Annotated in this window: 18 protein-coding genes and 1 pseudogene; 14 read left to right on the top strand and 5 right to left on the bottom strand. The window is 65.2% G+C overall.

Features of this window, described 5'->3' with window-relative positions; translation table 11 throughout:
• The first annotated feature begins 10 nt into the window (after positions 1–10).
• From CUR21_RS06810 to CUR21_RS06795, 4 genes are read left to right on the top strand one after another with little or no spacing between them, the layout of a single operon-like run.
• Positions 11–1,159, top strand: a complete 1,149-nt coding sequence (locus CUR21_RS06810) for a microcin C ABC transporter permease YejB (RefSeq protein WP_100196263.1) — start codon at positions 11–13, stop codon at positions 1,157–1,159.
• 3 nt (positions 1,160–1,162) lie between these two features.
• Positions 1,163–2,272 (top strand): ABC transporter permease, encoded by a 1,110-nt coding sequence (locus CUR21_RS06805; protein WP_100196262.1) that lies wholly within the window; start codon positions 1,163–1,165, stop codon positions 2,270–2,272.
• Complete coding sequence (locus CUR21_RS06800) at positions 2,269–3,882, top strand: ABC transporter ATP-binding protein (protein WP_100196261.1); 1,614 nt, start codon at positions 2,269–2,271, stop codon at positions 3,880–3,882. Before CUR21_RS06805 ends, CUR21_RS06800 begins: the two co-directional genes overlap by 4 nt.
• A complete protein-coding gene (locus CUR21_RS06795) occupies positions 3,879–5,111 on the top strand; it encodes a glycosyltransferase (protein ID WP_100196260.1) in 1,233 nt (410 codons plus the stop codon). Before CUR21_RS06800 ends, CUR21_RS06795 begins: the two co-directional genes overlap by 4 nt.
• Here CUR21_RS06795 and CUR21_RS06790 read toward each other — a convergent pair.
• Positions 5,108–6,112, bottom strand: coding sequence for an LLM class flavin-dependent oxidoreductase (locus CUR21_RS06790; RefSeq protein WP_100196259.1), 1,005 nt, complete (start codon positions 6,110–6,112; stop codon positions 5,108–5,110). The two genes, CUR21_RS06795 and CUR21_RS06790, sit on opposite strands and share 4 nt — an antisense overlap.
• Positions 6,113–6,171: 59 nt before the next feature.
• Positions 6,172–7,527 (bottom strand): oxygen-independent coproporphyrinogen III oxidase, encoded by a 1,356-nt coding sequence (gene hemN, locus CUR21_RS06785; protein WP_100196778.1) that lies wholly within the window; start codon positions 7,525–7,527, stop codon positions 6,172–6,174.
• A 66-nt stretch (positions 7,528–7,593) separates the two neighbouring features.
• On the opposite strand from hemN, the gene fnrL reads away from it, so the two are divergent.
• A complete protein-coding gene (fnrL, locus tag CUR21_RS06780; RefSeq protein WP_100196258.1) occupies positions 7,594–8,346 on the top strand; it encodes a transcriptional regulator FnrL in 753 nt (250 codons plus the stop codon).
• A complete protein-coding gene (locus CUR21_RS06775) occupies positions 8,327–8,719 on the top strand; it encodes a DUF4087 domain-containing protein (protein WP_157791954.1) in 393 nt (130 codons plus the stop codon). The genes fnrL and CUR21_RS06775 overlap by 20 nt, the downstream gene beginning before the upstream one ends.
• A 34-nt stretch (positions 8,720–8,753) precedes the next feature.
• Here the strand turns inward: CUR21_RS06775 and CUR21_RS06770 are convergent, their stop codons facing one another.
• A complete protein-coding gene (locus CUR21_RS06770) occupies positions 8,754–9,599 on the bottom strand; it encodes a universal stress protein (RefSeq protein WP_100196256.1) in 846 nt (281 codons plus the stop codon).
• A gap of 218 nt (positions 9,600–9,817) precedes the next feature.
• Here CUR21_RS06770 and ccoN point away from each other — a divergent pair, with 218 nt between their 5' ends.
• The 8 genes and pseudogenes from ccoN to ccoS all read left to right on the top strand — a co-directional run.
• Positions 9,818–11,416, top strand: coding sequence for a cytochrome-c oxidase, cbb3-type subunit I (ccoN, locus tag CUR21_RS06765; protein WP_100196255.1), 1,599 nt, complete (start codon positions 9,818–9,820; stop codon positions 11,414–11,416).
• 15 nt (positions 11,417–11,431) lie between these two features.
• Positions 11,432–12,181, top strand: coding sequence for a cytochrome-c oxidase, cbb3-type subunit II (ccoO, locus tag CUR21_RS06760; RefSeq protein WP_100196254.1), 750 nt, complete (start codon positions 11,432–11,434; stop codon positions 12,179–12,181).
• Between the two features lie 11 nt (positions 12,182–12,192).
• Positions 12,193–12,393, top strand: coding sequence for a cbb3-type cytochrome c oxidase subunit 3 (locus CUR21_RS06755; RefSeq protein WP_100196253.1), 201 nt, complete (start codon positions 12,193–12,195; stop codon positions 12,391–12,393).
• Between the two features lie 4 nt (positions 12,394–12,397).
• Entirely contained in the window at positions 12,398–13,276 is an 879-nt protein-coding gene (gene ccoP, locus CUR21_RS06750) for a cytochrome-c oxidase, cbb3-type subunit III (RefSeq protein ID WP_100196252.1), read from the top strand.
• A gap of 194 nt (positions 13,277–13,470) precedes the next feature.
• The gene (gene ccoG, locus CUR21_RS06745; RefSeq protein WP_198431640.1) at positions 13,471–14,904 is read left to right on the top strand and encodes a cytochrome c oxidase accessory protein CcoG; all 1,434 of its coding nucleotides are present in this window, start codon (positions 13,471–13,473) and stop codon (positions 14,902–14,904) included.
• Positions 14,905–15,363: a FixH family protein gene (locus CUR21_RS06740; protein WP_100196250.1), complete on the top strand. Its 459-nt coding sequence runs from the start codon at positions 14,905–14,907 to the stop codon at positions 15,361–15,363.
• Between the two features lie 3 nt (positions 15,364–15,366).
• Entirely contained in the window at positions 15,367–17,586 is a 2,220-nt protein-coding gene (locus tag CUR21_RS06735; protein WP_100196249.1) for a heavy metal translocating P-type ATPase, read from the top strand.
• A pseudogene (gene ccoS, locus CUR21_RS06730) lies at positions 17,586–17,738 on the top strand (cbb3-type cytochrome oxidase assembly protein CcoS); the annotation flags it as partial. The gene CUR21_RS06735 and the pseudogene ccoS, both read left to right, overlap by 1 nt.
• Before the next feature lie 31 nt (positions 17,739–17,769).
• On the opposite strand, the gene CUR21_RS06725 reads toward ccoS, so the two are convergent.
• Positions 17,770–18,450 carry a fumarylacetoacetate hydrolase family protein gene (locus CUR21_RS06725; RefSeq protein ID WP_100196247.1) on the bottom strand — a complete coding sequence of 227 codons (681 nt, stop codon included), beginning with the start codon at positions 18,448–18,450 and terminating at the stop codon, positions 17,770–17,772.
• A gap of 3 nt (positions 18,451–18,453) precedes the next feature.
• Positions 18,454–20,187: a serine hydrolase gene (locus tag CUR21_RS06720; RefSeq protein WP_100196246.1), complete on the bottom strand. Its 1,734-nt coding sequence runs from the start codon at positions 20,185–20,187 to the stop codon at positions 18,454–18,456.
• Between the last annotated feature and the right edge of the window lie 78 nt (positions 20,188–20,265).

Here is a 20,265-nt window from a genome sequence, read left to right as displayed (position 1 = left end):
GGCAGACCAGATGGGCGCCTATATCCTCCGGCGGATCTTGCTGATCATCCCGACCCTGATCGGGATCATGATCATCAACTTCGCGCTGACCCAATTCGTGCCCGGCGGCCCGATCGAACAGGTGCTGGCCCGCATCGATGGCGGCGGCGATTCCATTCAGGCCATCAGCGGCGCCGGTGATGCCGGCATCGCGCAACAGGGCAACGACTCTGGCTATGTCGGCGCCCAAGGCCTTGACCCCAGCTTTCTGGCCGAGCTTGAGGTGCAGTTCGGCTTTGCCCGCTTTGTCTGTGAACCGGGCTTCACCGGAACCCCCTCGGCCCGCGCGCCGGAATGCGTGAAGGAAGCCATCCCGGCTTGGGAGCGGTTTTTCATCATGATGTGGAATTACATCCAGTTCGACTTCGGCGAGAGCCATTTCCGCTCGATCGGCGTGCTGGAACTGGTCTGGGAAAAGCTGCCGGTGTCGCTGACGCTGGGCCTGTGGTCCACGCTGATCGCCTATGCCATCTCCATCCCGCTTGGCATCCGCAAGGCGGTGCGCGACGGGTCAAAATTCGACACCTGGACCAGCGGTGTCATCATCGCCGCCTATGCCATTCCGGGCTTTCTCTTTGCCATCCTGCTCTTGGTCCTCTTCGCGGGGGGCAGCTATTTCCGCTGGTTCCCGCTGCGCGGCCTGACCTCGGACAACTTCGATCAGCTCTCGATGATCGGCAAGGTGCTCGATTACCTCTGGCACATCACCCTGCCGGTGATCGCCTCCACCATCGCAAGCTTTGCCACGCTCACGCTTTTGACCAAGAACAGCTTTCTGGACGAGATCAAGAAGCAATATGTCATGACCGCCCGCGCCAAGGGCCTGCCGGAAAACCGCGTGCTGTATGGCCATGTCTTCCGCAATGCCATGCTCATCGTGATCGCAGGGTTTCCTGCGCTGTTCCTCTCGGTCTTCTTCGGCTCCAGCCTGATCATCGAAACCATCTTCTCGCTCGACGGGCTGGGCCAGCTTGGCTTCCGCGCGGCGGTGGAACGCGATTATCCGGTGATCTTCGGCACGCTGTTCTTCTTTGGCCTCATCGGCCTTGTCGTCGGCATCCTGTCCGACCTCATGTATGTCTGGGTCGACCCGCGCATCGATTTCGAGCGGAGGGGGTGATCCATGGCCCTCTCACCGCTCAACCAACGCCGCTGGCGCAACTTCAAATCGAACCGCCGCGCCTTCTGGTCGCTGATCCTGTTCTCCATCCTTTACGGCATCTCGCTTTGTGCTGAACTCGTCGCCAATGACAAACCGCTTCTGGTGCAGTTTCGCGGCGAATGGCACGCGCCCTTTGCCCGTTTCTACCCGGAAACCGCCTTTGGCGGCGATTTCCAGACCGAGGCGAAATACAAGGATATCGAGGTGCAATGCCTGATCATCGCCGCCGGGTCCGAGGCCTGCTGGGATGATCCCGAAGCCATTCTGGCCGAGGCATCCGCCCAAGGCACCGCCGCGGGCGAGGCCATTGAAAAAGGCCGCATCATCTGGCCGCTGATCCCTTACAGCTTCAACACCATCAATGACATCGGCAAGGCCGCGCCCTCGGCCCCCGATGCGCAGCACTGGCTGGGCACCGATGACACCGCCCGCGACGTGCTGGCCCGCGTGATCTACGGCTTCCGCCTCTCGGTCAGCTTTGCACTGATCGTCACCGTGCTGACCTCGGTGATCGGCATCGCCGCAGGGGCGGTGCAGGGCTATTTCGGCGGCCTCACCGACCTGATCTTTCAGCGCATCATCGAGATCTGGGGGGCCACGCCCTCGCTTTACGTCATCATCATCGTGGCCGCGATCTTCAGCATGAACTTCTGGATTCTCGTCGGCCTGATGGTGCTCTTTGGCTGGACGGCGCTTGTCGGCGTGGTGCGGGCGGAATTCCTGCGCGCGCGCAACTTCGAATATGTCCGCGCCGCCCGCGCGCTGGGCGTGCCCGACCGCGTCATCATGTTCCGCCATGTGCTGCCCAATGCGATGGTCGCCACGCTGACCATGCTCCCCTTCATTATCACCGGCACCATCGGCGCGCTCACCGCACTCGATTTCCTCGGCTTTGGCCTGCCTTCCTCCTCACCGTCCTTGGGCGAGATGACCCAGCAGGCCAAGCAGAACCTTCAGGCCCCTTGGCTCGCCTTCACTGCCTTCTTCACCTTTGCCATCATGCTGTCGCTTCTGGTCTTCATCTTCGAAGGCGTCCGCGATGCCTTTGACCCGCGAAAGACCTTTCAATGAGCGTGCTAGAGGTCAAGGATCTGCAGATCAGCTTCCGGCAGGATGGCCGGGTGATACAGGCGGTGCGCGGCGTGTCCTTCACCGTGGCCAAAGGTGAAACCGTGGCGCTGGTGGGCGAATCCGGGTCGGGAAAGTCGGTCACGGCGCTCTCCACCGTCGGGCTTCTGGGCGACAATGCGCTTGTCCAAGGCTCGGTCACCTATCAGGGCAGCCAGATGGTGGGCGCGTCCGAGGCTGAATTGCGCCGGGTGCGCGGCAATGACATCAGTTTCATCTTTCAGGAACCGATGACCAGCCTGAACCCGCTGCACACCATCGAACGCCAACTGGGCGAAAGCCTTGCGCTGCATCAGGGGCTGACAGGGCAGGCGGCCCGCGCCCGCATCCTTGACCTGCTGCAAAAGGTCGGCATCCGCGATGCCGAAAGCCGCCTTGGCGCCTATCCGCATCAACTCTCCGGCGGTCAGCGGCAGCGCGTGATGATCGCCATGGCGCTGGCCAATGGCCCCGAACTGCTGATCGCGGATGAACCCACCACCGCGCTCGATGTGACGATTCAGGCGCAGATCCTTGACCTGCTGGCCGATCTGAAACGCTCCGAAGGCCTGTCCTTGCTGTTCATCACCCATGACCTTGGCATCGTGCGCCGCATCGCCGACCGGGTCTGCGTCATGCAAGGCGGCGAGATCGTGGAGCAAGGCCCCACGGCCGAGATCTTTGCCAATCCGCAACACCCTTATACCCGCAAACTGCTGGCCGCCGAACCCAAAGGCCTGCCCGACCCTGTGCCCGCCGACGCGGCCGAGGTGGTGCGCACCCAATCCTTGCGCGTCTGGTTTCCCATCACCGCAGGCTTCCTGCGCAAGACGGTGGGCCATGTAAAGGCGGTGAACGACGCCACCCTGTCGGTGCGCGCGGGCGAAACGCTGGGGATCGTCGGCGAAAGCGGCTCGGGCAAGACCACGCTCGCCCTTGCCATCCTGCGGCTGGTGCCCTCCACCGGGCCCATCGTGGTGCTGGGGCGCGACATCTCTGCCCTGTCGGGCAGCGCCCTGCGCCCGGTCCGCCGCGACATGCAGGTGGTGTTCCAAGACCCGTTTGGCAGCCTCTCGCCGCGCATGACGGCCGAGCAGATCATCGCCGAAGGCCTTGCGCTGCACGGCAATGACAGCCCCGCCCAATCCCGCGAAAAGGTGGCCGCCATCATGACAGAGGTGGGTCTCGACCCCGCCACCATGACGCGCTACCCGCATGAGTTTTCCGGCGGGCAGCGGCAGCGCATCGCCATCGCCCGTGCGATGATCCTGCGCCCGAAACTGGTGGTGCTGGATGAACCCACCTCGGCACTCGACATGACCGTTCAGGTCCAGATCGTCGATCTTTTGCGCGATTTGCAGCGGAAATGGGGGCTGGCCTATATCTTCATCAGCCACGATCTGCGCGTCGTGCGCGCGCTGTCGCATCAGGTGATGGTGATGAAGGCGGGCGATGTGGTCGAACAGGGCGACGCGCGCGCGGTGTTTGATGCCCCTGCCTCAGATTACACCCGCGCGCTGATGCAGGCGGCGTTTGGCGCGGTGCCGGGGGCGCGCGCCGAGGCGGCGGTGTGAAAATCCTGTTTCTGCACCAGAATTTCCCGGGCCAGTTTCTGCATCTGGCCCCGGAACTGCTGCGGCGCGGCCATGACGTGCGCGCGCTGACCGATTCCCGCAACACCCGCTCATCCAGCGTCCCCACCTTCCGCTACAAGCATGACGCCGCCCCGGTGGACCCGGCGCAAACCCGCTTGGGCCGCAATTACACCCTGATGTCCGATCGCGGCGTCACCGTGGCCCGCGCCTGTGCGCAGCTGCGCGATGGCGAAGGCTACACCCCGGATGTGATCTTCGGCCATTCTGGCTGGGGCGAGACGCTGTTTCTCAAGGAAATCTGGCCTTCGGCCAAACTGATCGTCTATGCCGAGTTCTATTATCGCGGGGTGGGGGCGGATGTGGGATTTGACCCAGAGTTCACCCCTTACGGTCTGGATCAGATCCTGATCGCCCAAGGCCGCACGGCCCATCTGGGGCAATCCTTGCTGCACGCCGATGCCGGCCTCTCTCCCACCGCATGGCAGGCCAACACCTACCCCAATGCCTTGCGCCCGATGATCACGGTCATCCACGACGGCGTCGATTGCACCGCGGTGCAGCCCAACCCGCAGGCCAGCCTGACCTTGCCCGATGGCCGCACCTTGCGCGCGGGGGATGAGGTGCTGACCTTCGTCAACCGCAATCTGGAACCCTATCGCGGTTATCATATCTTCCTGCGCGCGCTGCCCGATGTGCTGCGCGCCCGCCCCGAGGCCCATGCGGTGATCGTCGGCGGCGATGAGGTAAGCTATGGCGCCGCGCCCAAAGGGGCCAAAGGCTGGAAAGACCAGATCCTTGCGGAAGTGCAGCACCGCCTGCCGATGGACCGGGTGCATTTCATGGGCAAGGTGCCCTATCCCACCTTTGTCTCGATCCTTCAGATCAGCCGCGCCCACGCTTACCTCACCTATCCCTTCGTCCTGTCCTGGTCGATGCTCGAGGCGATGGCGGCAGGCGGCCTTGTCGTCGGCTCCAACACCGCCCCGGTGGCCGAGGTGCTGCGCCATGGCGAAAACGGGCTGCTGGTCGATTTCTTCGATGTGGCGGGCTGGTCGCGCACCCTCACCGAGGCGCTGGCCCATCCGCAGCGCTTTGGTGCCCTGCGCGCCGCTGCCCGTGCCACGGTTCAGCGTGACTATGACCTGCGCGGCATCTGCCTGCCGCGCATGGTCGCCTTTGTCGAAAGCCTTGGCCCGCAGCCAGCCTAGGCCGCCTGCGCCTGCGACAGCGCGCCCAAAGCCTCCGCCGCGATGGCGAAAGACCGCAGCCGCGCCTTGTGGTCATGGATCATTCCGGTCACCATCAGCTCATCGGGCTGATAACGGTCGATCAGCGCGGCCAACTGGCGCTGCACCGTCGCCTTCGACCCCACCGCCGAAACCGACAGCGCCGCATCCACCCCGGCCCGCACCTGCGGCGGGATATGCGCGTCGATATCCGTCACCGGACGCGGCAGCTTGCCCGGCGCGCCCGTGCGCAGCCGCGCAAAGGCCAGCATCTGCGACGTGCGCAGCACCTGCGCCTCGGCATCCGTATCGGCAGCGCAAACCCCCGCCGCCATCATCGCATAGGGTTCCGCCAGAAAGCGCGACGGGCGGAAGGTGGCGCGATAGGTGGCCAGCGCATCCTCCAGCATCGCGGGCGCGAAATGCGACGCAAAGGCATAAGGCAACCCCAGATAGGCCGCCAATTGCGCGCCATACAGGCTGCTGCCCAGAATCCACACCGGCACCTGCGTGCCTTCGCCCGGAATGGCCCGCACCGCCGCCCCTTCCACCGCCGGGTCGAAATAGCTGATCAGCTCCACCACATCCTGCGGGAAACTGTCCTCGGGCGCCATGTGGCGGCGCAGCGCGCGGGCGGTGGCCATGTCGGTCCCCGGCGCGCGGCCCAACCCCAGATCGATTCGCCCCGGATACAGCGTTGCCAGCGTGCCGAACTGTTCGGCCACCACCAAAGGCGCATGGTTGGGCAGCATGATCCCACCCGCACCCAGACGAATGGTCTTGGTCGCCCCGGCCACATGGCCAATCACGATGGGCGTCGCCGCCGAAGCGATCCCCGGCATGTTGTGATGTTCCGCCAGCCAGAAGCGGTGATAGCCCGTGGCCTCGGCCAGTTGCGCAAGCTCCACCGTATTGGCCAGCGCCTCGGCGGTGCTGCTGCCTTCGGGCACGGGGGACAGATCGAGTAGCGAATAATGGTTCATAGCAGGTCTCCTGCCCATAAACCTAAGGGCAGGGGCCCCGCATTGTAAGGCCCGGGTCGTCAGACCGCCGCAGAATGCTGCGCCTTGCTGTGGTCATAGGCATCGAACACCCGCGCCACCATCCGCGTCAGCGCCCGCCCGCGCGGCGGGATCGTCAGCCCTTGCGCATCCAGCACCACCATATCGCCAAAGCGCGTCACCGCCGCCTGCAACAGGCTTTCCAGCCGTTCGGGCGCCACCGGGAAATCGCGCAGGATCTCGGCCCGGCTGATGTGGAAATCGCACATCACCGCCTCGATCATCCGCGCCCGCATCTGGTCTTCGCCGGCAAAGACATGGCCGCGATGGGTGGGGAACACCCCGTCCCGCACCGCCTTGGTGTAATCCGACGTGCCGCTCACGTTCTGCGCAAAGCCTTGCGGGAACCGGCTGATGGATGAGGCCCCCAGCCCGATCAGCACTGGGGCAGTGTCATCGGTATAGCCTTGAAAATTCCGCCGCAGCCGCCCCGCCGCCAAGGCCTGCGCCATCCCGTCCTCCGGCCGCGCGAAATGGTCGATCCCCACATCGACATAGCCATCCCAGCGAAACAGCTCTGCCGCGGTCTCGAACAGCGCCAACCGCTCTTCAGGGGTGGGCATGGCATCCGACGGGATCATCTGCTGCCGACGGCTCATCCACGGCACATGCGCATAGCCATACAGCGCCACCCGGTCGGGCGTCAGCGTCAGCAGCTTTTGCACCGAATCCGAAATCCGCGCCGTGGTCTGATGCGGCAGACCATACAGGATATCGGCGTTCAGACTGCGCACCCCCCGGTCGCGGATCATTTCCGCCACCTGCCGGGTCAACTCATAGCCCTGCGCGCGTCCGATGGTTTTCTGGATCAGCGGGTCGAAATCCTGCACCCCGATGGATGCCCGCGTCATCCCCGCCGCCACCAGCGCATCCAGCCGCGCGGCATCAATCTCGTTCGGGTCGATCTCGACCGAGAACTCCGCGCCTTCGCCCAAAGGCACCGCCTCCATCACCGCCGCCGCCAGCCGCGCCATCTCGGGCGCCGGAAGCAGTGTCGGCGTGCCGCCGCCCCAGTGCAGCCGCGACAAGGTCACGCCGCGCGGCAGGTGCTGGCGCAGCATCGCAATCTCGGCCATCAACGTGCGCACATAGGCCAGCACCGGACCGTCGCTCTGGGTGCCTTGCGTCCGGCAAGCGCAGAACCAGCACAGCCGCCGACAAAACGGCACATGCAGATAAAGCGAAATCGCCGAGCCTTCCGGGATCGCCTCGACCCATCGGGTGAACTGCGCGGCATCCACCGTCCCGCCGAAATGCGGGGCGGTGGGATAGCTGGTATAGCGCGGCACGCGCGCATCAAAGAGACCCAAGCGGGCAAGTTGCGGATCATGTGTCATTCCCGTATCCTCTGCCCACAGCACCACATCCGCCTTGATGCAGATCAACTTCAGGAAAGGGTCGCCATGTCCGTTCACCGTGACATCCGATCACCCAGCCAGCACTGTGGTGACTGCCCCATCCGGCACCGGGCGGTCTGCGCCCGCTGCGAGGCGGATGAGTTGGAGTTGCTTGAACAGATCAAGTATTACCGCAGCTATGAGGCCGGGCAGACGGTGATCTGGTCGGGCGACAAGATGGATTTCGTGGCCTCCGTCGTCACCGGCATCGCCACGCTCACGCAGACGATGGAAGATGGCCGCCGCCAGATGGTGGGCCTTTTGCTGCCTTCCGATTTCGTGGGCCGTCCGGGCCGCTCCTCTGCCGCCTATGACGTGACCGCGACCACCGATCTGGTGATGTGCTGCTTCCGCCGCAAACCCTTTGAAGAGCTGATGGCCAGCACGCCGCATATCGCACAGCGCCTGCTGGAAATGACGCTCGATGAACTCGACGCCGCGCGCGAATGGATGCTCCTTCTGGGCCGCAAGACCGCGCGCGAAAAGATCGCAAGCCTCTTGGCCATCATCGCCCGCCGGGATGCCAGCCTGAAAGAGCCGCGCGCCCAGACGGGCGCTCTGACCTTCGATCTGCCGCTCACGCGCGAAGAAATGGCCGATTACCTTGGCCTGACGCTGGAAACCGTCAGCCGCCAGATCAGCGCGCTGAAGCGGGATGGCATTATCCAGCTGGACGGCAAGCGGCAGGTCACGATACCCTCGATCGACCGGCTTCTGGATCAGACAGGGGATGACAGCGATGGCGGCTTTCTGGATTAAGGCGCTGACTTTGGGCCTTGCCTGCGCTTGGCCCGCGCTCCCCGCCTTGGCAGCCGATGTCAAACGCTGCGGCTGGTATGCCAACCCCACCCCCGGCAACCATTGGCTCACCGACCGCGACGCCACCTGGACCCTCTCCACCCAAGGCGGCGCGGAAGTGCCCGGCTGGATGGACCTCCCGGCCGAGGCTTTTGCCTATGAACCCGGCAGCAGCTGGGTCGAAACCAACGGCTCTTACGGCTATGGCTGCGCCTGCATCACTGGCCGTTTCGGCCCCGCCACCGCGGGCGAGGTGCTGCGCGTCGCACAGATGCAGCCCTTGCCGCTGTCACGCTGCGAAACCGATCCCAACCTGCCCAAGGCCGAGGGTTGATCGCCCCCGGCCCCGCGTGTTCGCACCAGCCCGGTCAATGCGCCATCAGCACCGGCACCGTCGCCTGCTCCAGCATGTTGCGCGTGGCCCCGCCCAGAATCGCCTCGCGAAAGCGCGAATGCCCATAGGCGCCCATCACCAGCATGTCGGCACTCATGTCGCGCAAATGGCGCTGCAACACATCCGACACGCGCGGCAGCGTGCGCGCCAGCACCGTCACCTCGGCCCGCACGCCGTGACGCACCAGCATCTGGCACAGCATCCCACCGGGGTCTGACCGCTCGGGCCCATGCACCGGTGGATCGATCACGGTGATCGTCACCTGATCGGCCTGTTTCAGCAGCGGCAGCGCCGCGCGCACCGCCGCCATGGCCTCGCGGCTCTGGTTCCACGCCACCACCACGCGCTTGGGCGCCGCCTGCGCCAGCCCGGTCTCGGGCAGCACCAGCACCGGCGCACGCCCCTCGAACAGCGCCGCCTCGATCACGGCCTCCTCCTCGCCGCCTTGATCCTTGCCATAGGGTCGGCCCAGCACCACCAGATCGGCAAAGCGCGCGCGCTGCGCCACCAGATCGGTCAGCGCGCCGAACTGCGTCACCGCGGCCTCCACCCCGGCGCGCAGGCCGGGCGCTTCGGCGGCAAAGGCCGCGCGCACCGCCTGTGCCACGCCGCGCGCCGCCTCTTCGGCGCGCTCTTGCGCCACCTGAAGCAGCACCGCCCCCGCTCCGACATAGGCATAGCCCAGTTGCGTGCGATCAACCCCCAGCGCCAGCACGTCCAGATGCCCGTCCCACAGGGCACAAACCTGCGCCGCCGCCGCAATCGTCACCGGCACTTCAGCGGCCTGTGTCGCAACGGTAAAGATGGATTTGTAGGTCATGGAAAGCGCCTCCTATGTCCGGGTTTCCCTGCGGCGTCTTGCCCGTCCCTGAGTAATGACGCCGCATTGACCTTTAGCACTGCGGGCAACACCATGATTTGACATGGATCAAGGCCGCACTCCGCCCTCTTCTGCACAAACACTCGTGTCGGAAAGCGCGTGGACAGTTCCCCGAATCAATCAGGGGCCGGATCCAGCCAATGACGAAGGGACGCGGAATGTGGGATTATCTGAAGCTGGTCGTGTTGGGCCTGATTGCCCTTGGGGCGGCCATTGCCTCCAACTACGCCTGGGACCTGGCCTATCAGGTCAATGCGATCATCGTCATGCTCGCGGCGGGCATCACCTTTCTGGTGGTGCTGCGCGGCATGGACGAGGTGAAAACGGTCAACACCAATGAATACATGGATGGGGTGGTGCGCGCGGGCGTGATTGCCACCTCGTTCTGGGGCATCGTCGGCTTTCTGGTCGGCGTCGTCATCGCAAGCCAGCTGGCTTGGCCTTGGCTCAACTTCGAGGCCTTGAACGGCATCGGCAACTTCGGCCGCCTGCGCCCGCTGCACACCTCGGCGGTGATTTTCGCCTTTGGCGGCAATGCGCTCATCATGTCGTCCTTCTACATCGTGCAGCGCACCTGCGCGGTGCGGCTTTGGGGCGGTAACCTTGGCTGGTTCGTCTTCTGGGGCTGGCAGCTGGTCATCGTGCTGGCCGCGACCGGCTATATCCTCGGCGGCACGCAGTCCAAGGAATATGCCGAACCCGTCTGGTATGTCGACATTCTGATCACCGTGGTCTGGGTCGCCTTCCTTGTGGTCTTTGCCGGCACCCTGATGAAGCGCAAGGAACCCCACATCTACGTGGCCAACTGGTTCCTTCTGGCCATGATCATCACCATCGCCATGCTGCATCTGGTGAACAACATGGCCATTCCGGTCTCGATCTTCAGCTCGCAATCGGTGCAGGTCACCGCGGGCGTGCAGGATGCGATGATCCAGTGGTGGTATGGCCACAACGCCGTGGGCTTCTTCCTGACGGCAGGCTTCCTTGGCATGATGTATTATTTCGTGCCCAAACAGGCCGAACGCCCGGTCTACAGCTACAAGCTGTCGATCATCCACTTCTGGGCGCTGATCTTCCTTTATATCTGGGCCGGTCCGCACCACCTGCACTACACTGCCCTGCCAGACTGGGCCTCCACCCTTGGCATGGTCTTCTCCATCATCCTGTGGATGCCGTCCTGGGGTGGCATGATCAACGGCCTGATGACGCTGTCGGGCGCTTGGGACAAGCTGCGCACCGATCCGGTGATCCGCATGATGGTGGTCTCCATCGGCTTTTACGGCATGTCGACGTTTGAAGGCCCGATGATGTCGATCAAGGCGGTGAACTCGCTCTCGCACTACACCGACTGGACCATCGGCCACGTCCATTCCGGCGCGCTGGGCTGGAACGGCATGATCACCTTCGGCGCGCTCTACTTCCTGACCCCGCGCCTGTGGAACCGCGACGGGCTCTACAGCCTGAAACTGGTCAGCTGGCACTTCTGGCTCGCCACCATCGGCATCGTGCTTTACGCAAGCGCGATGTGGGTCTCGGGCATCATGGAAGGCCTGATGTGGCGCGAAGTCGACGCCAACGGCTACCTCGTGAACGCCTTTGCCGACACCGTGGCCGCCAAATATCCGATGTATGTTGTCCGTATGCTTGGGGGGCTCCTGTTCCTCGGCGGGGCGGTCATCATGTGCTACAACCTGTGGATGACCGTGCGTGCGCAACCCAGCCGGGTGACGTCACACGCGGCTGTTCCTGCTGAATGATAGGGGGGCAGGACAATGGCTTTTCTTGACAAACACAAGGCAATCGAAACCCATGCCACGCTTCTGATGGTGCTCAGCCTCTTGGTTGTGTCCATCGGCGGTCTGGTCCAGATCGTGCCGCTCTTCTACCTTGAAAACACCATCGAAAAGGTCGAAGGCGTGCGCCCCTATACGCCGCTCGAACTCGCCGGGCGCGACATCTACATCCGCGAAGGCTGCTATGGCTGCCACAGCCAGATGATCCGCCCGATGCGGGATGAGGTCGAGCGGTATGGCCATTACAGCCTTGCGGCGGAATCGATGTATGACCACCCCTTCCAATGGGGGTCGAAACGCACCGGGCCGGATCTGGCCCGGGTGGGCGGGCGCTATTCGGATGAATGGCATCAGGATCACTTCCGCAATGCGAAATCCGTGGTGCCGGAATCGGTGATGCCGCCCTATGGCTTCCTCTTCAACCGCGAGATCGACGGCCGCTATATCGAGAATGTGGTGCGCACCCATGCCATGGTCGGCGTGCCCTATACCTCGGACATGATCGAAAACGCCCGCGCCGATTTTCTGGCGCAGGTCGATCCCAACGGCGACAGCTCGGGTCTGCAATCGCGCTATGGCGCGGCGGCGGTGCCCAACGGGGCCGACGTCAACGTGCGCAACTTCGATGGCCAGCCGCAGCTGACCGAAGCCGATGCGCTGATCGCTTATATGCAAGTGCTGGGCACGATGGTCGACTTCTCGACCTTCACGCCCGATGCCAGCCGCTGACGGAGGGGCCGATGGAAACCTACAGCTTCCTGCGTCAATTCGCCGACAGTTGGGCCTTGTTGTCGCTCTTTCTCATCTTCCTTGGTGTCATCGTCTGGGCCTTCCGCCCCGGCAGCCGCCAAGTGCATGACGAAGTGGCCAACTCCATCTTTCGCAACGACAAGACACCCGCCCCGGCGGATGACCCCAAACCCCATGTGAAGGAGGCGTGACATCATGTGCGCCAAGAAGGTGACGCAAAAGCCGACCGAGGTGAAAACCACCGGTCACAGCTGGGATGGGATCGAGGAATATGACAACCCGATGCCGCGCTGGTGGGTCTGGGTGTTCTATGCCACCATCGTCTGGGGCATTGGCTACACCATCGCCTACCCGGCATGGCCGCTGATCTCGGGGGCGACGCCGGGCCTGCTCGGGGCCTCCACCCGCGCCGATGTGGTGGCCGAAATCCAGCGCTTCGACGATGCCAATGGCCCGATCAAGGCGCGTCTGGTGCAGGCCGACATGACCACCGTGTCGCAAGATGCCGAACTCATGTCCTTTGCCCAGAATGCCGGGGCGGCTGTTTTCCGCACCAACTGCACCACCTGCCATGGCTCGGGCGCCAATGGCATCGCGGGCAAGGGCTACCCCAGCCTCTTGGATGACGACTGGCTCTGGGGCGGCGATATCGAGAACATCCAAACCACCATCGCCCACGGCATCCGCAACACCACCCACCCCGAGGCGCGCTGGTCGCAGATGCCCGCCTTTGGTGCCGATGGCATTCTGGACCGGCCCCAGATCGCCGAAGTGGTGGAATATGTGCTGATGAAGTCCGGTCAGGACCATGACGCCACGCTCGCCGCAGCAGGGGAAACGGTCTATCTCGACAACTGCGCCGCCTGCCATATGGAAGACGGCTCGGGCGACATCGCCCAAGGCGCGCCAAACCTCTTTGACGCGATCTGGCTCTATGGGGGCAGCCGCGAGGCGGTGACCACCTCGGTCGTGAATGCCCGCTTTGGCGTGATGCCGGGCTGGAACGACAAGCTGACCGAAGATGAGATCCGCGCCGTGGCACTCTATGTCCACAGCCGGGGCGGCGGCCAGTAATCCAAGGCCCGGCCTGCACAAACCGCTCTGGCCCCCGGCGCTGCCGGGGGCCGGTCCGTCTCTCCGTCAGCCCCGCCCGCGCCCATCTGCCACATCGAAACCTGCATCTGCGCCGCGCATTTTGATCCACGTCAATGTTCTCGCGCGCGCGACCGCCTAGCAAGGCGCTGAACAGCAAGGATCGGATTTTCCCCGTGACCACCCCGAACGCCGCCGAACCGCCAAGCCTTTACGCCGCGCGTGAGCCGATCTTTCCGCGCCGTGTCTACGGCAAGTTCCGCACGCTCAAATGGTGGCTTCTGGCCCTGATGCTGGGCATCTACTACATCACCCCGTGGATTCGCTGGGACCGCGGCCCCAACCTGCCCGATCAGGCCGTGCTGCTCGATCTGGCGCACCGCCGCTTCTTCTTCTTCATGATCGAGATCTGGCCGCACGAATTCTACTTCGTTGCAGGTCTTCTGGTGATGGCAGGGCTTGGCCTCTTCCTGTTCACCTCGGCGGCGGGCCGGGTCTGGTGCGGCTATGCTTGCCCGCAAACCGTGTGGACCGACCTCTTTATCCTTGTCGAACGCTGGATCGAAGGCGACCGCAACGCCCGCATTCGCCTGCACCGCCAGAACTGGAACGCCGAGAAAATCCGCAAGCGCGCGGTGAAATGGACGGTCTGGTTCCTGATCGCCATGGCCACTGGCGGGGCTTGGGTGTTCTACTTCACCGATGCGCCCACGCTGCTGGTCGATCTCTTCGCCGGACAGGCCAGCCCCGTGGCCTATCTCACCATCCTCATCCTCACCGGCACCACCTTTGCCTTCGGCGGCTTCGCGCGCGAACAGATCTGCATCTATGCCTGCCCTTGGCCGCGCATTCAGGCCGCGATGATGGATGAAGACACGCTCACCATCGCTTACCGCGACTGGCGCGGAGAGCCGCGCGGCAAGCTGCACAAGAATGAAATTCCGGCAGGGCAGGGGGATTGCATCGATTGCATGGCCTGCGTCAACGTCTGCCCCATGGGCATCGACATCCGCGATGGCCAGCAACTCGCCTGCATCACCTGCGGCCTGTGCATCGACGCCTGCAACGACACGATGGATAAAATCGGCCGCCCGCGCGATCTGATCGGCTATCTCGCGCTCACCGACGAAACCGCCGAGCGCGCGGGCGTGCCGCCGAAATCGGTGTGGAGCCACGTCTTCCGCCCCCGCACCATCCTTTACACCGTGCTGTGGTCCGGCGTCGGCATCGGCCTTGTGGTGGCGCTGTTCCTGCGCTCCCCGATCGAGGTGAACGTCACCCCGGTGCGCAACCCCACCTTTGTCACCCTTTCGGATGGCACCATCCGCAATGCCTATGACGTGCGCCTGCGCAACAAACAGGGCAGCGACACCGTTTTCACCCTCTCGGTGCCCTTCGACTCCGGCCTCGCGCTCGAACTCGAAGGCCTCTCCGGCCCCTCGGTCACCGTCAGCGCCAACCAGACCCTGTCACAGCGCGTCTACCTGAACGCCGCGCCCGGCACCCCCGCCGCCACCACCGACCGCAGCGACATCCGGATGTGGTTCGAAGAACGCGGCACGACGAACCGGGTCCATCATGACACCGTGTTCAACGGAAAGGATCAGTAAATGTCGGAATTCACCGGTCGCAAGATGGCGCTTGTCATGGTCAGCTTCTTCGGCGTGATCATCTCGGTCAATCTTCTGCTCGCCTACAAGGCCGTCAGCACCTTTCCGGGTCTCGAGGTGCAGAATTCCTATGTCGCCAGTCAGGTGTTTGATCGCAACCGCGCCGCCCAAACCGCGCTGGGCTGGACGATGACCCCCGATTACGATGCCGTGGGCAAACGCCTCTATCTCGATTTCAACGATGCCAGCGGCAACCCCGCGCCCTTGGCCGATCTGCAAGTTCTGGTGGGCCGCACCACCGCTGCCCGCGATGACCAGCGCCCCGCCTTCGTGCAGGCCTCCGGCCTGTGGACCGCGCCGCTTGATCTTGCCCCCGGCCGCTGGCTCTTGCGCATTGAGGCGCGGGCCGCCGATGGCACGCTGTTCGCGCAACGCGTCAGCATTCTGGTCGAGGGCTAGGCCATGACCCTCGCCACCGGTCAGATCGACACCGCCGAACCCATGACCACCAGCCTCTCGGCCTGTCCGGCCTGCGTCGCAGCACCCTCTGCCGAGCGTCTGGCGCAAATGGCGCAGCCAAAGGCCGCGCGGCTGATCCTTTCGGTGCCGCTGGCCCATTGCGCGCTCTGCATCTCCACGCTGGAACGCGCCATGGCCGAGGTGCCGGGCGTCACCTCGGCCCGGCTCAACCTCACCTTGCGCCGCCTCAGCGTCGAGGCCGCGCCTTCCGTCACCGCTGACACGCTCATCGCCGCCGCCGCCCGCGCCGGGTATGAGGCGCATGAGCTGGACCCGGGCCTGCTCTCCAGCACCGAAACCGACCGTCAAAGCCGCGATCTGTTGATGCGGCTGGGTGTCGCCTTCTTTTCCATGATGAACATCATGCTGCTCTCGGTCGCGGTCTGGTCGGGCGCGCAGGATGCCACGCGCGACATGTTCCACTGGATTTCCGCCGTCATCGCGCTGCCCACCGTGGTGTTCTCCGGCCAGCCCTTCTTCAAATCCGCATGGCGGTCCTTGCGCGCGGGTCGGCTTGGCATGGATGTGCCGATCAGCCTTGCGCTGATCCTCGCCTCCTCCATCTCACTCTTTGAAACCTGGATGTCGGGCCATCACGCCTATTTCGACGCTGCCGTGATGCTCACCTTCTTCCTGCTCTTGGGCCGCTATCTTGACCACCGCACCCGCGCCGTGGCCCGCTCTGCCGCCGAAGAACTCGCCGCCCTCGAAGTCCCCCGTGCCACCGTCCTGCGCGACGGGGCCGAACAGACCGTCGGCATCACCGATGTGCAGGTCGGCGATCTGGTCCGGGTCCGCCCCGGCGGGCGGATGCCGGTGGATGGCATCATCACCCAAGGCACCTCCGAACTCGACCGCTCGCTCCTCACCGGCGAATCGCTGCCCGTCTACGCCGGTGTCGGCACCATCGTCTCGGCAGGCGAGGTGAACCTGACCGGCCCCCTCACCCTCCGCGTCACCGCCGCAGGCAACGACAGCAGCCTCCACCGCATGGCCGATCTGGTCGCCGTGGCGGAATCCGCCCGCACCCGCTACACCAGCCTCGCCGAACGGGCGGCGGCGCTTTACTCGCCCCTTGTCCATATCCTCTCTTTCACCGCCTTCGGCTTCTGGATGTGGAAAACCGGCGGCGATCTGCGCTATGCCGTCAACATCTCGGCCGCCGTGCTCATCATCACCTGCCCCTGCGCCCTTGGTCTTGCGGTGCCCGCCGTCGTCACCTCGGCCTCGGGCCGCCTCTTCCGCAAGGGCCTTCTCATCAAGCAAGGCACCGCGCTCGAACGGCTGGCCGAGGTGGATACCGTGGTCTTCGACAAGACCGGCACGCTCACCATGGGCGCGCCGCAGCCCACCAACATGGGCAGCCACCCCCGTGCGGCCACCGAAGTGGCCTTCGCACTCGCCAGCGCCTCGTCGCACCCGCTCGCCATGGCCTTGGCCGATGCCGCGCGGCAGGCGGGCCTGCGCCCCGAACGGGTGGAAGACATCCGCGAGGTGCCGGGCTATGGCATCGAAGGCCTGTGGAAAGGCACCCGCGTGCGCCTTGGCCGCGCCGAATGGTGCGGCGGGCCGGGGCTGGATGTCACCGCCACCTATCTCTGCACCGGCGCAGGCACGCCCCCGCGCGCCTTCACCTTTGCCGACCGTCTGCGTCCCGGCGCCGACTCCGCCATCGCCGCGCTGAAATCCCAAGGCAAGGCGATCAAGCTCATCTCGGGCGATGCCCCGGGCGCCGTGCGCGATCTGGCCGACCGCCTCGGCATCACCGACTGGACCGCAGGCGCGCTGCCCGCCGAAAAGGCGCAAACCGTGGCGCATCTCACCGCCGCAGGCCACAAGGTGCTGATGGTGGGGGACGGGCTGAACGACACGGCGGCGCTGGCCTCCGCCCATGTCTCCATCTCGCCCGCCTCGGCACTTGATGCCGCGCGGGTGGCGTCCGACATCGTGCTCTTGGGCCAAGACATGGCCCCCATCGCCGATGCCACCCGCATCGCCGGGCAATCCACCAAACGCATCCGCGAAAACTTCGCCATCTCTGCTTGGTATAACGTGGTGGCCGTGCCGCTGGCGCTCGTCGGCCTTGCCACGCCACTGGCGGCGGCTCTGGCCATGTCGCTCTCGTCGATCACCGTCTCGCTCAACGCGCTCAGGCTCAAGTGATGGAAATTCTCGGCATCCTGATCCCGGTTTCGCTCATCCTTGGCGGCCTTGGCCTTGCGGCCTTCTTCTGGGCCATGCGCACCAAACAGTTCGACGACCCCGAGGGCGACGCCAACCGCATCCTCACCAAGGATTACGACGACAGGCCAAAGCCCGACGCCGCCACCCGCGAAACGTCAAGCGTCAGGAAATCGTGACCACCGCCGGGTCCAGCCCGTCAATCGTCACCGCGCAGACCTGCCCGCGCGTCAAGGGCCCCACGCCCGCAGGCGTGCCGGTCATGATCAGATCGCCGGGGGCCAGTTCGACCAGCCGCGACAAATAGGCGATCACCGCATTCACCGGCCAGATCATGTCCGAAAGCCGCGCTTCCTGCCGCACCGCGCCATCCACCGTGCAGCGGATCACCGCATCCGCCGCCACCGGCCCCGGCCGGAGCGCGCCCAGCACCGCCGAGCGGTCAAAGCCCTTGGCCATATCCCAAGGCCGCCGCGCCGCCTTGGCCTCGGCCTGCATGTCGCGCCGGGTCAGGTCATTGCCCGCCCCATGCCCCCAGATCAGGCTTTGCGCCTCATCCTCGGGCACCATGAACCCGCCGTGTCCCAAGGCCACCACCAGCTCGGCCTCGTGGTGGAAATCCGCTGTGGCGGGCGGATAGGCAATCGTGCCGCCACTGGCCACCACCGCATCGGCGGGCTTGGTGAAAAAGAACGGCGGTTCGGCCTGCGGGTCATGCCCCATCTCGCGCGCGTGCTCGGCGTAGTTGCGCCCCACGCAAAAGATGCGGCGCACCGGAAAGCGGTCATCGCTTCCCACGATGGCCACGCTCACCGGGGCAGGGGGGGTAAAGACATATCCGCTCATCGCTCAGGGTCCCATCGGAAAGCATTGCACCGCGCGGGCCTGCAAACGGCGGCAGGCAAGGTCTGCCTGATCCTGCGTCAGCCCCATGAAGTTCGCCTCGAAGCCGCCGCCCTTCTGCACCACCTTGCGCAGCCCCTCGTTCAGGGTCGCGCTTTCGGTCAGCTGGGTCTTCAGCAACAGGCGCTCGGCCTCGGACCGGCTGTTGAACCGCCCCAGATGCACACCCCAATGCCGCGCGTTCGACGTCGACAGCCGGATCACCACCGGCTCGGCCTCGGCCTGCACCTGCGGCGCTTCGTCCACCCGGTCAAAGATCGGCGCATTGCGCTTGGGTGCCGCCGGTTCTGCCGGGGCCATCACCGCCGCCACCTGCATCGGCTCGGTCACCATCATCTCATCGGAAGGCAGACCCGCCAACTGGGCCGCCTGCGCGTCCAGCGTCGGCTCTGCCGCAAGCGCAAGCGCCTGCGCCTCCAAGGTGCCGGGCTCGGCCAGTTCCGCAGGCGGGGCCGCCTCTGCCATCACGGCGGGCGCGGACTCGGGCGCCAGACCCTCGGGGCGCGCGGGCGGGGGGGCGATCGTTGCCACCTGCTCGGCCACCGGGGCCGCAGGCTCTGCCAGCGCCACCACCTGCGCATCAAGCGTGCCGGGCGCAGGCGGCTCGCCCATCGCCTCGGCCAAGGCCGCCGCGATGCTGTCCTCGATCGCCGCCACCGCCACCTCGGCTGCGGCCACCTTGCCGGCATCCGGGCGTGTCACCGGGCGGGGCGAGCTGGCCACCGCCGTCTGCAAGCGAATCGTCTTGCCCGCGCCATTCGCCACCTCGGGCAGCGTATCGGCCTCGGCCATCAGCACCGCCTCGACATCCGCCGAATAATTCGGGGCCGGCGGCACCTGCGTCGGCGCATTCGACGGCGCGCGGCTAAAGCCCAGATCCATCAGCTTGGCCATCTTGGCATTGCGGGCGGCCGTCGACGCGCCCCCGAACACCGTGGCCACGATCCGCACATTCCCGCGCTCCGCCGAGGCGGTCAGGTTGAACCCGGCCGCATTGGTGAACCCGGTCTTGATCCCGTCCGCGCCCTTGTAGGCGTCCAGAAAACGGTTGTTGGTGTTGTTCACCTGCATCATCCCGGCATCCGCCGTGCGGCGCGAGAACAGGTTGTAATATTGCGGGAAATCATAGAACAGCCGCCGCCCCAGCGTGTTCATGTCGCGCGCGGTCGACAGGTGCCCGTTCGCGGTCAGGCCATTGGCGTTCTTGAAGGTCGAATTGCGCATCCCGATGGCCTTGGCCGTCGCATCCATCCGGCGTGCAAACCCAGCCTCCGACCCGCCGATATGGTCTCCCAGCGCCGAGGCCGCGTCATTGGCCGACCGAATCGCGGCGGCGCGGATCAGATAGCGCACGGCAATCTTCTGCCCCGCCTTCAGGCCCAGACGCGAGGGCGGTTTGGCCGCCGCACTTGGCGTCACCGTCACCAGCGTGTCCAGCGTCAGCCGCCCGCGCTGGATCTCTTCAAAGGCGATATACAGCGTCAGCATCTTGGTCAGCGAGGCCGGATGCAGCCGCGTATCCGCGTTTTCCGCGTGCAACACCTCGCCCGTGCGGGCGTCCTGCACAATCGCGGCATAGGGGGCTGCACCTGACGGCTGCGGGGACGAACAGGCCGCCACCACGATCATTGCCACCAGACAAACGAAATTGCGGGCATGATGCCCCAGACGCGTTGTCATGATGTCGTTCCTTGCTCTGCCTCGGCCCGCCCCGATTTTTCGCGTGGGGCGTGATTTGCTGGAACGCTAGCACAGCAG

The sequence above is a fragment of the Pseudorhodobacter sp. MZDSW-24AT genome (assembly GCF_002794355.1).
Classification (GTDB): Bacteria; Pseudomonadota; Alphaproteobacteria; order Rhodobacterales; family Rhodobacteraceae; genus Pseudotabrizicola.
Note: the sequence above shows the minus strand (reverse complement) of the source record. Positions and strands in the feature narration are given on the sequence as shown.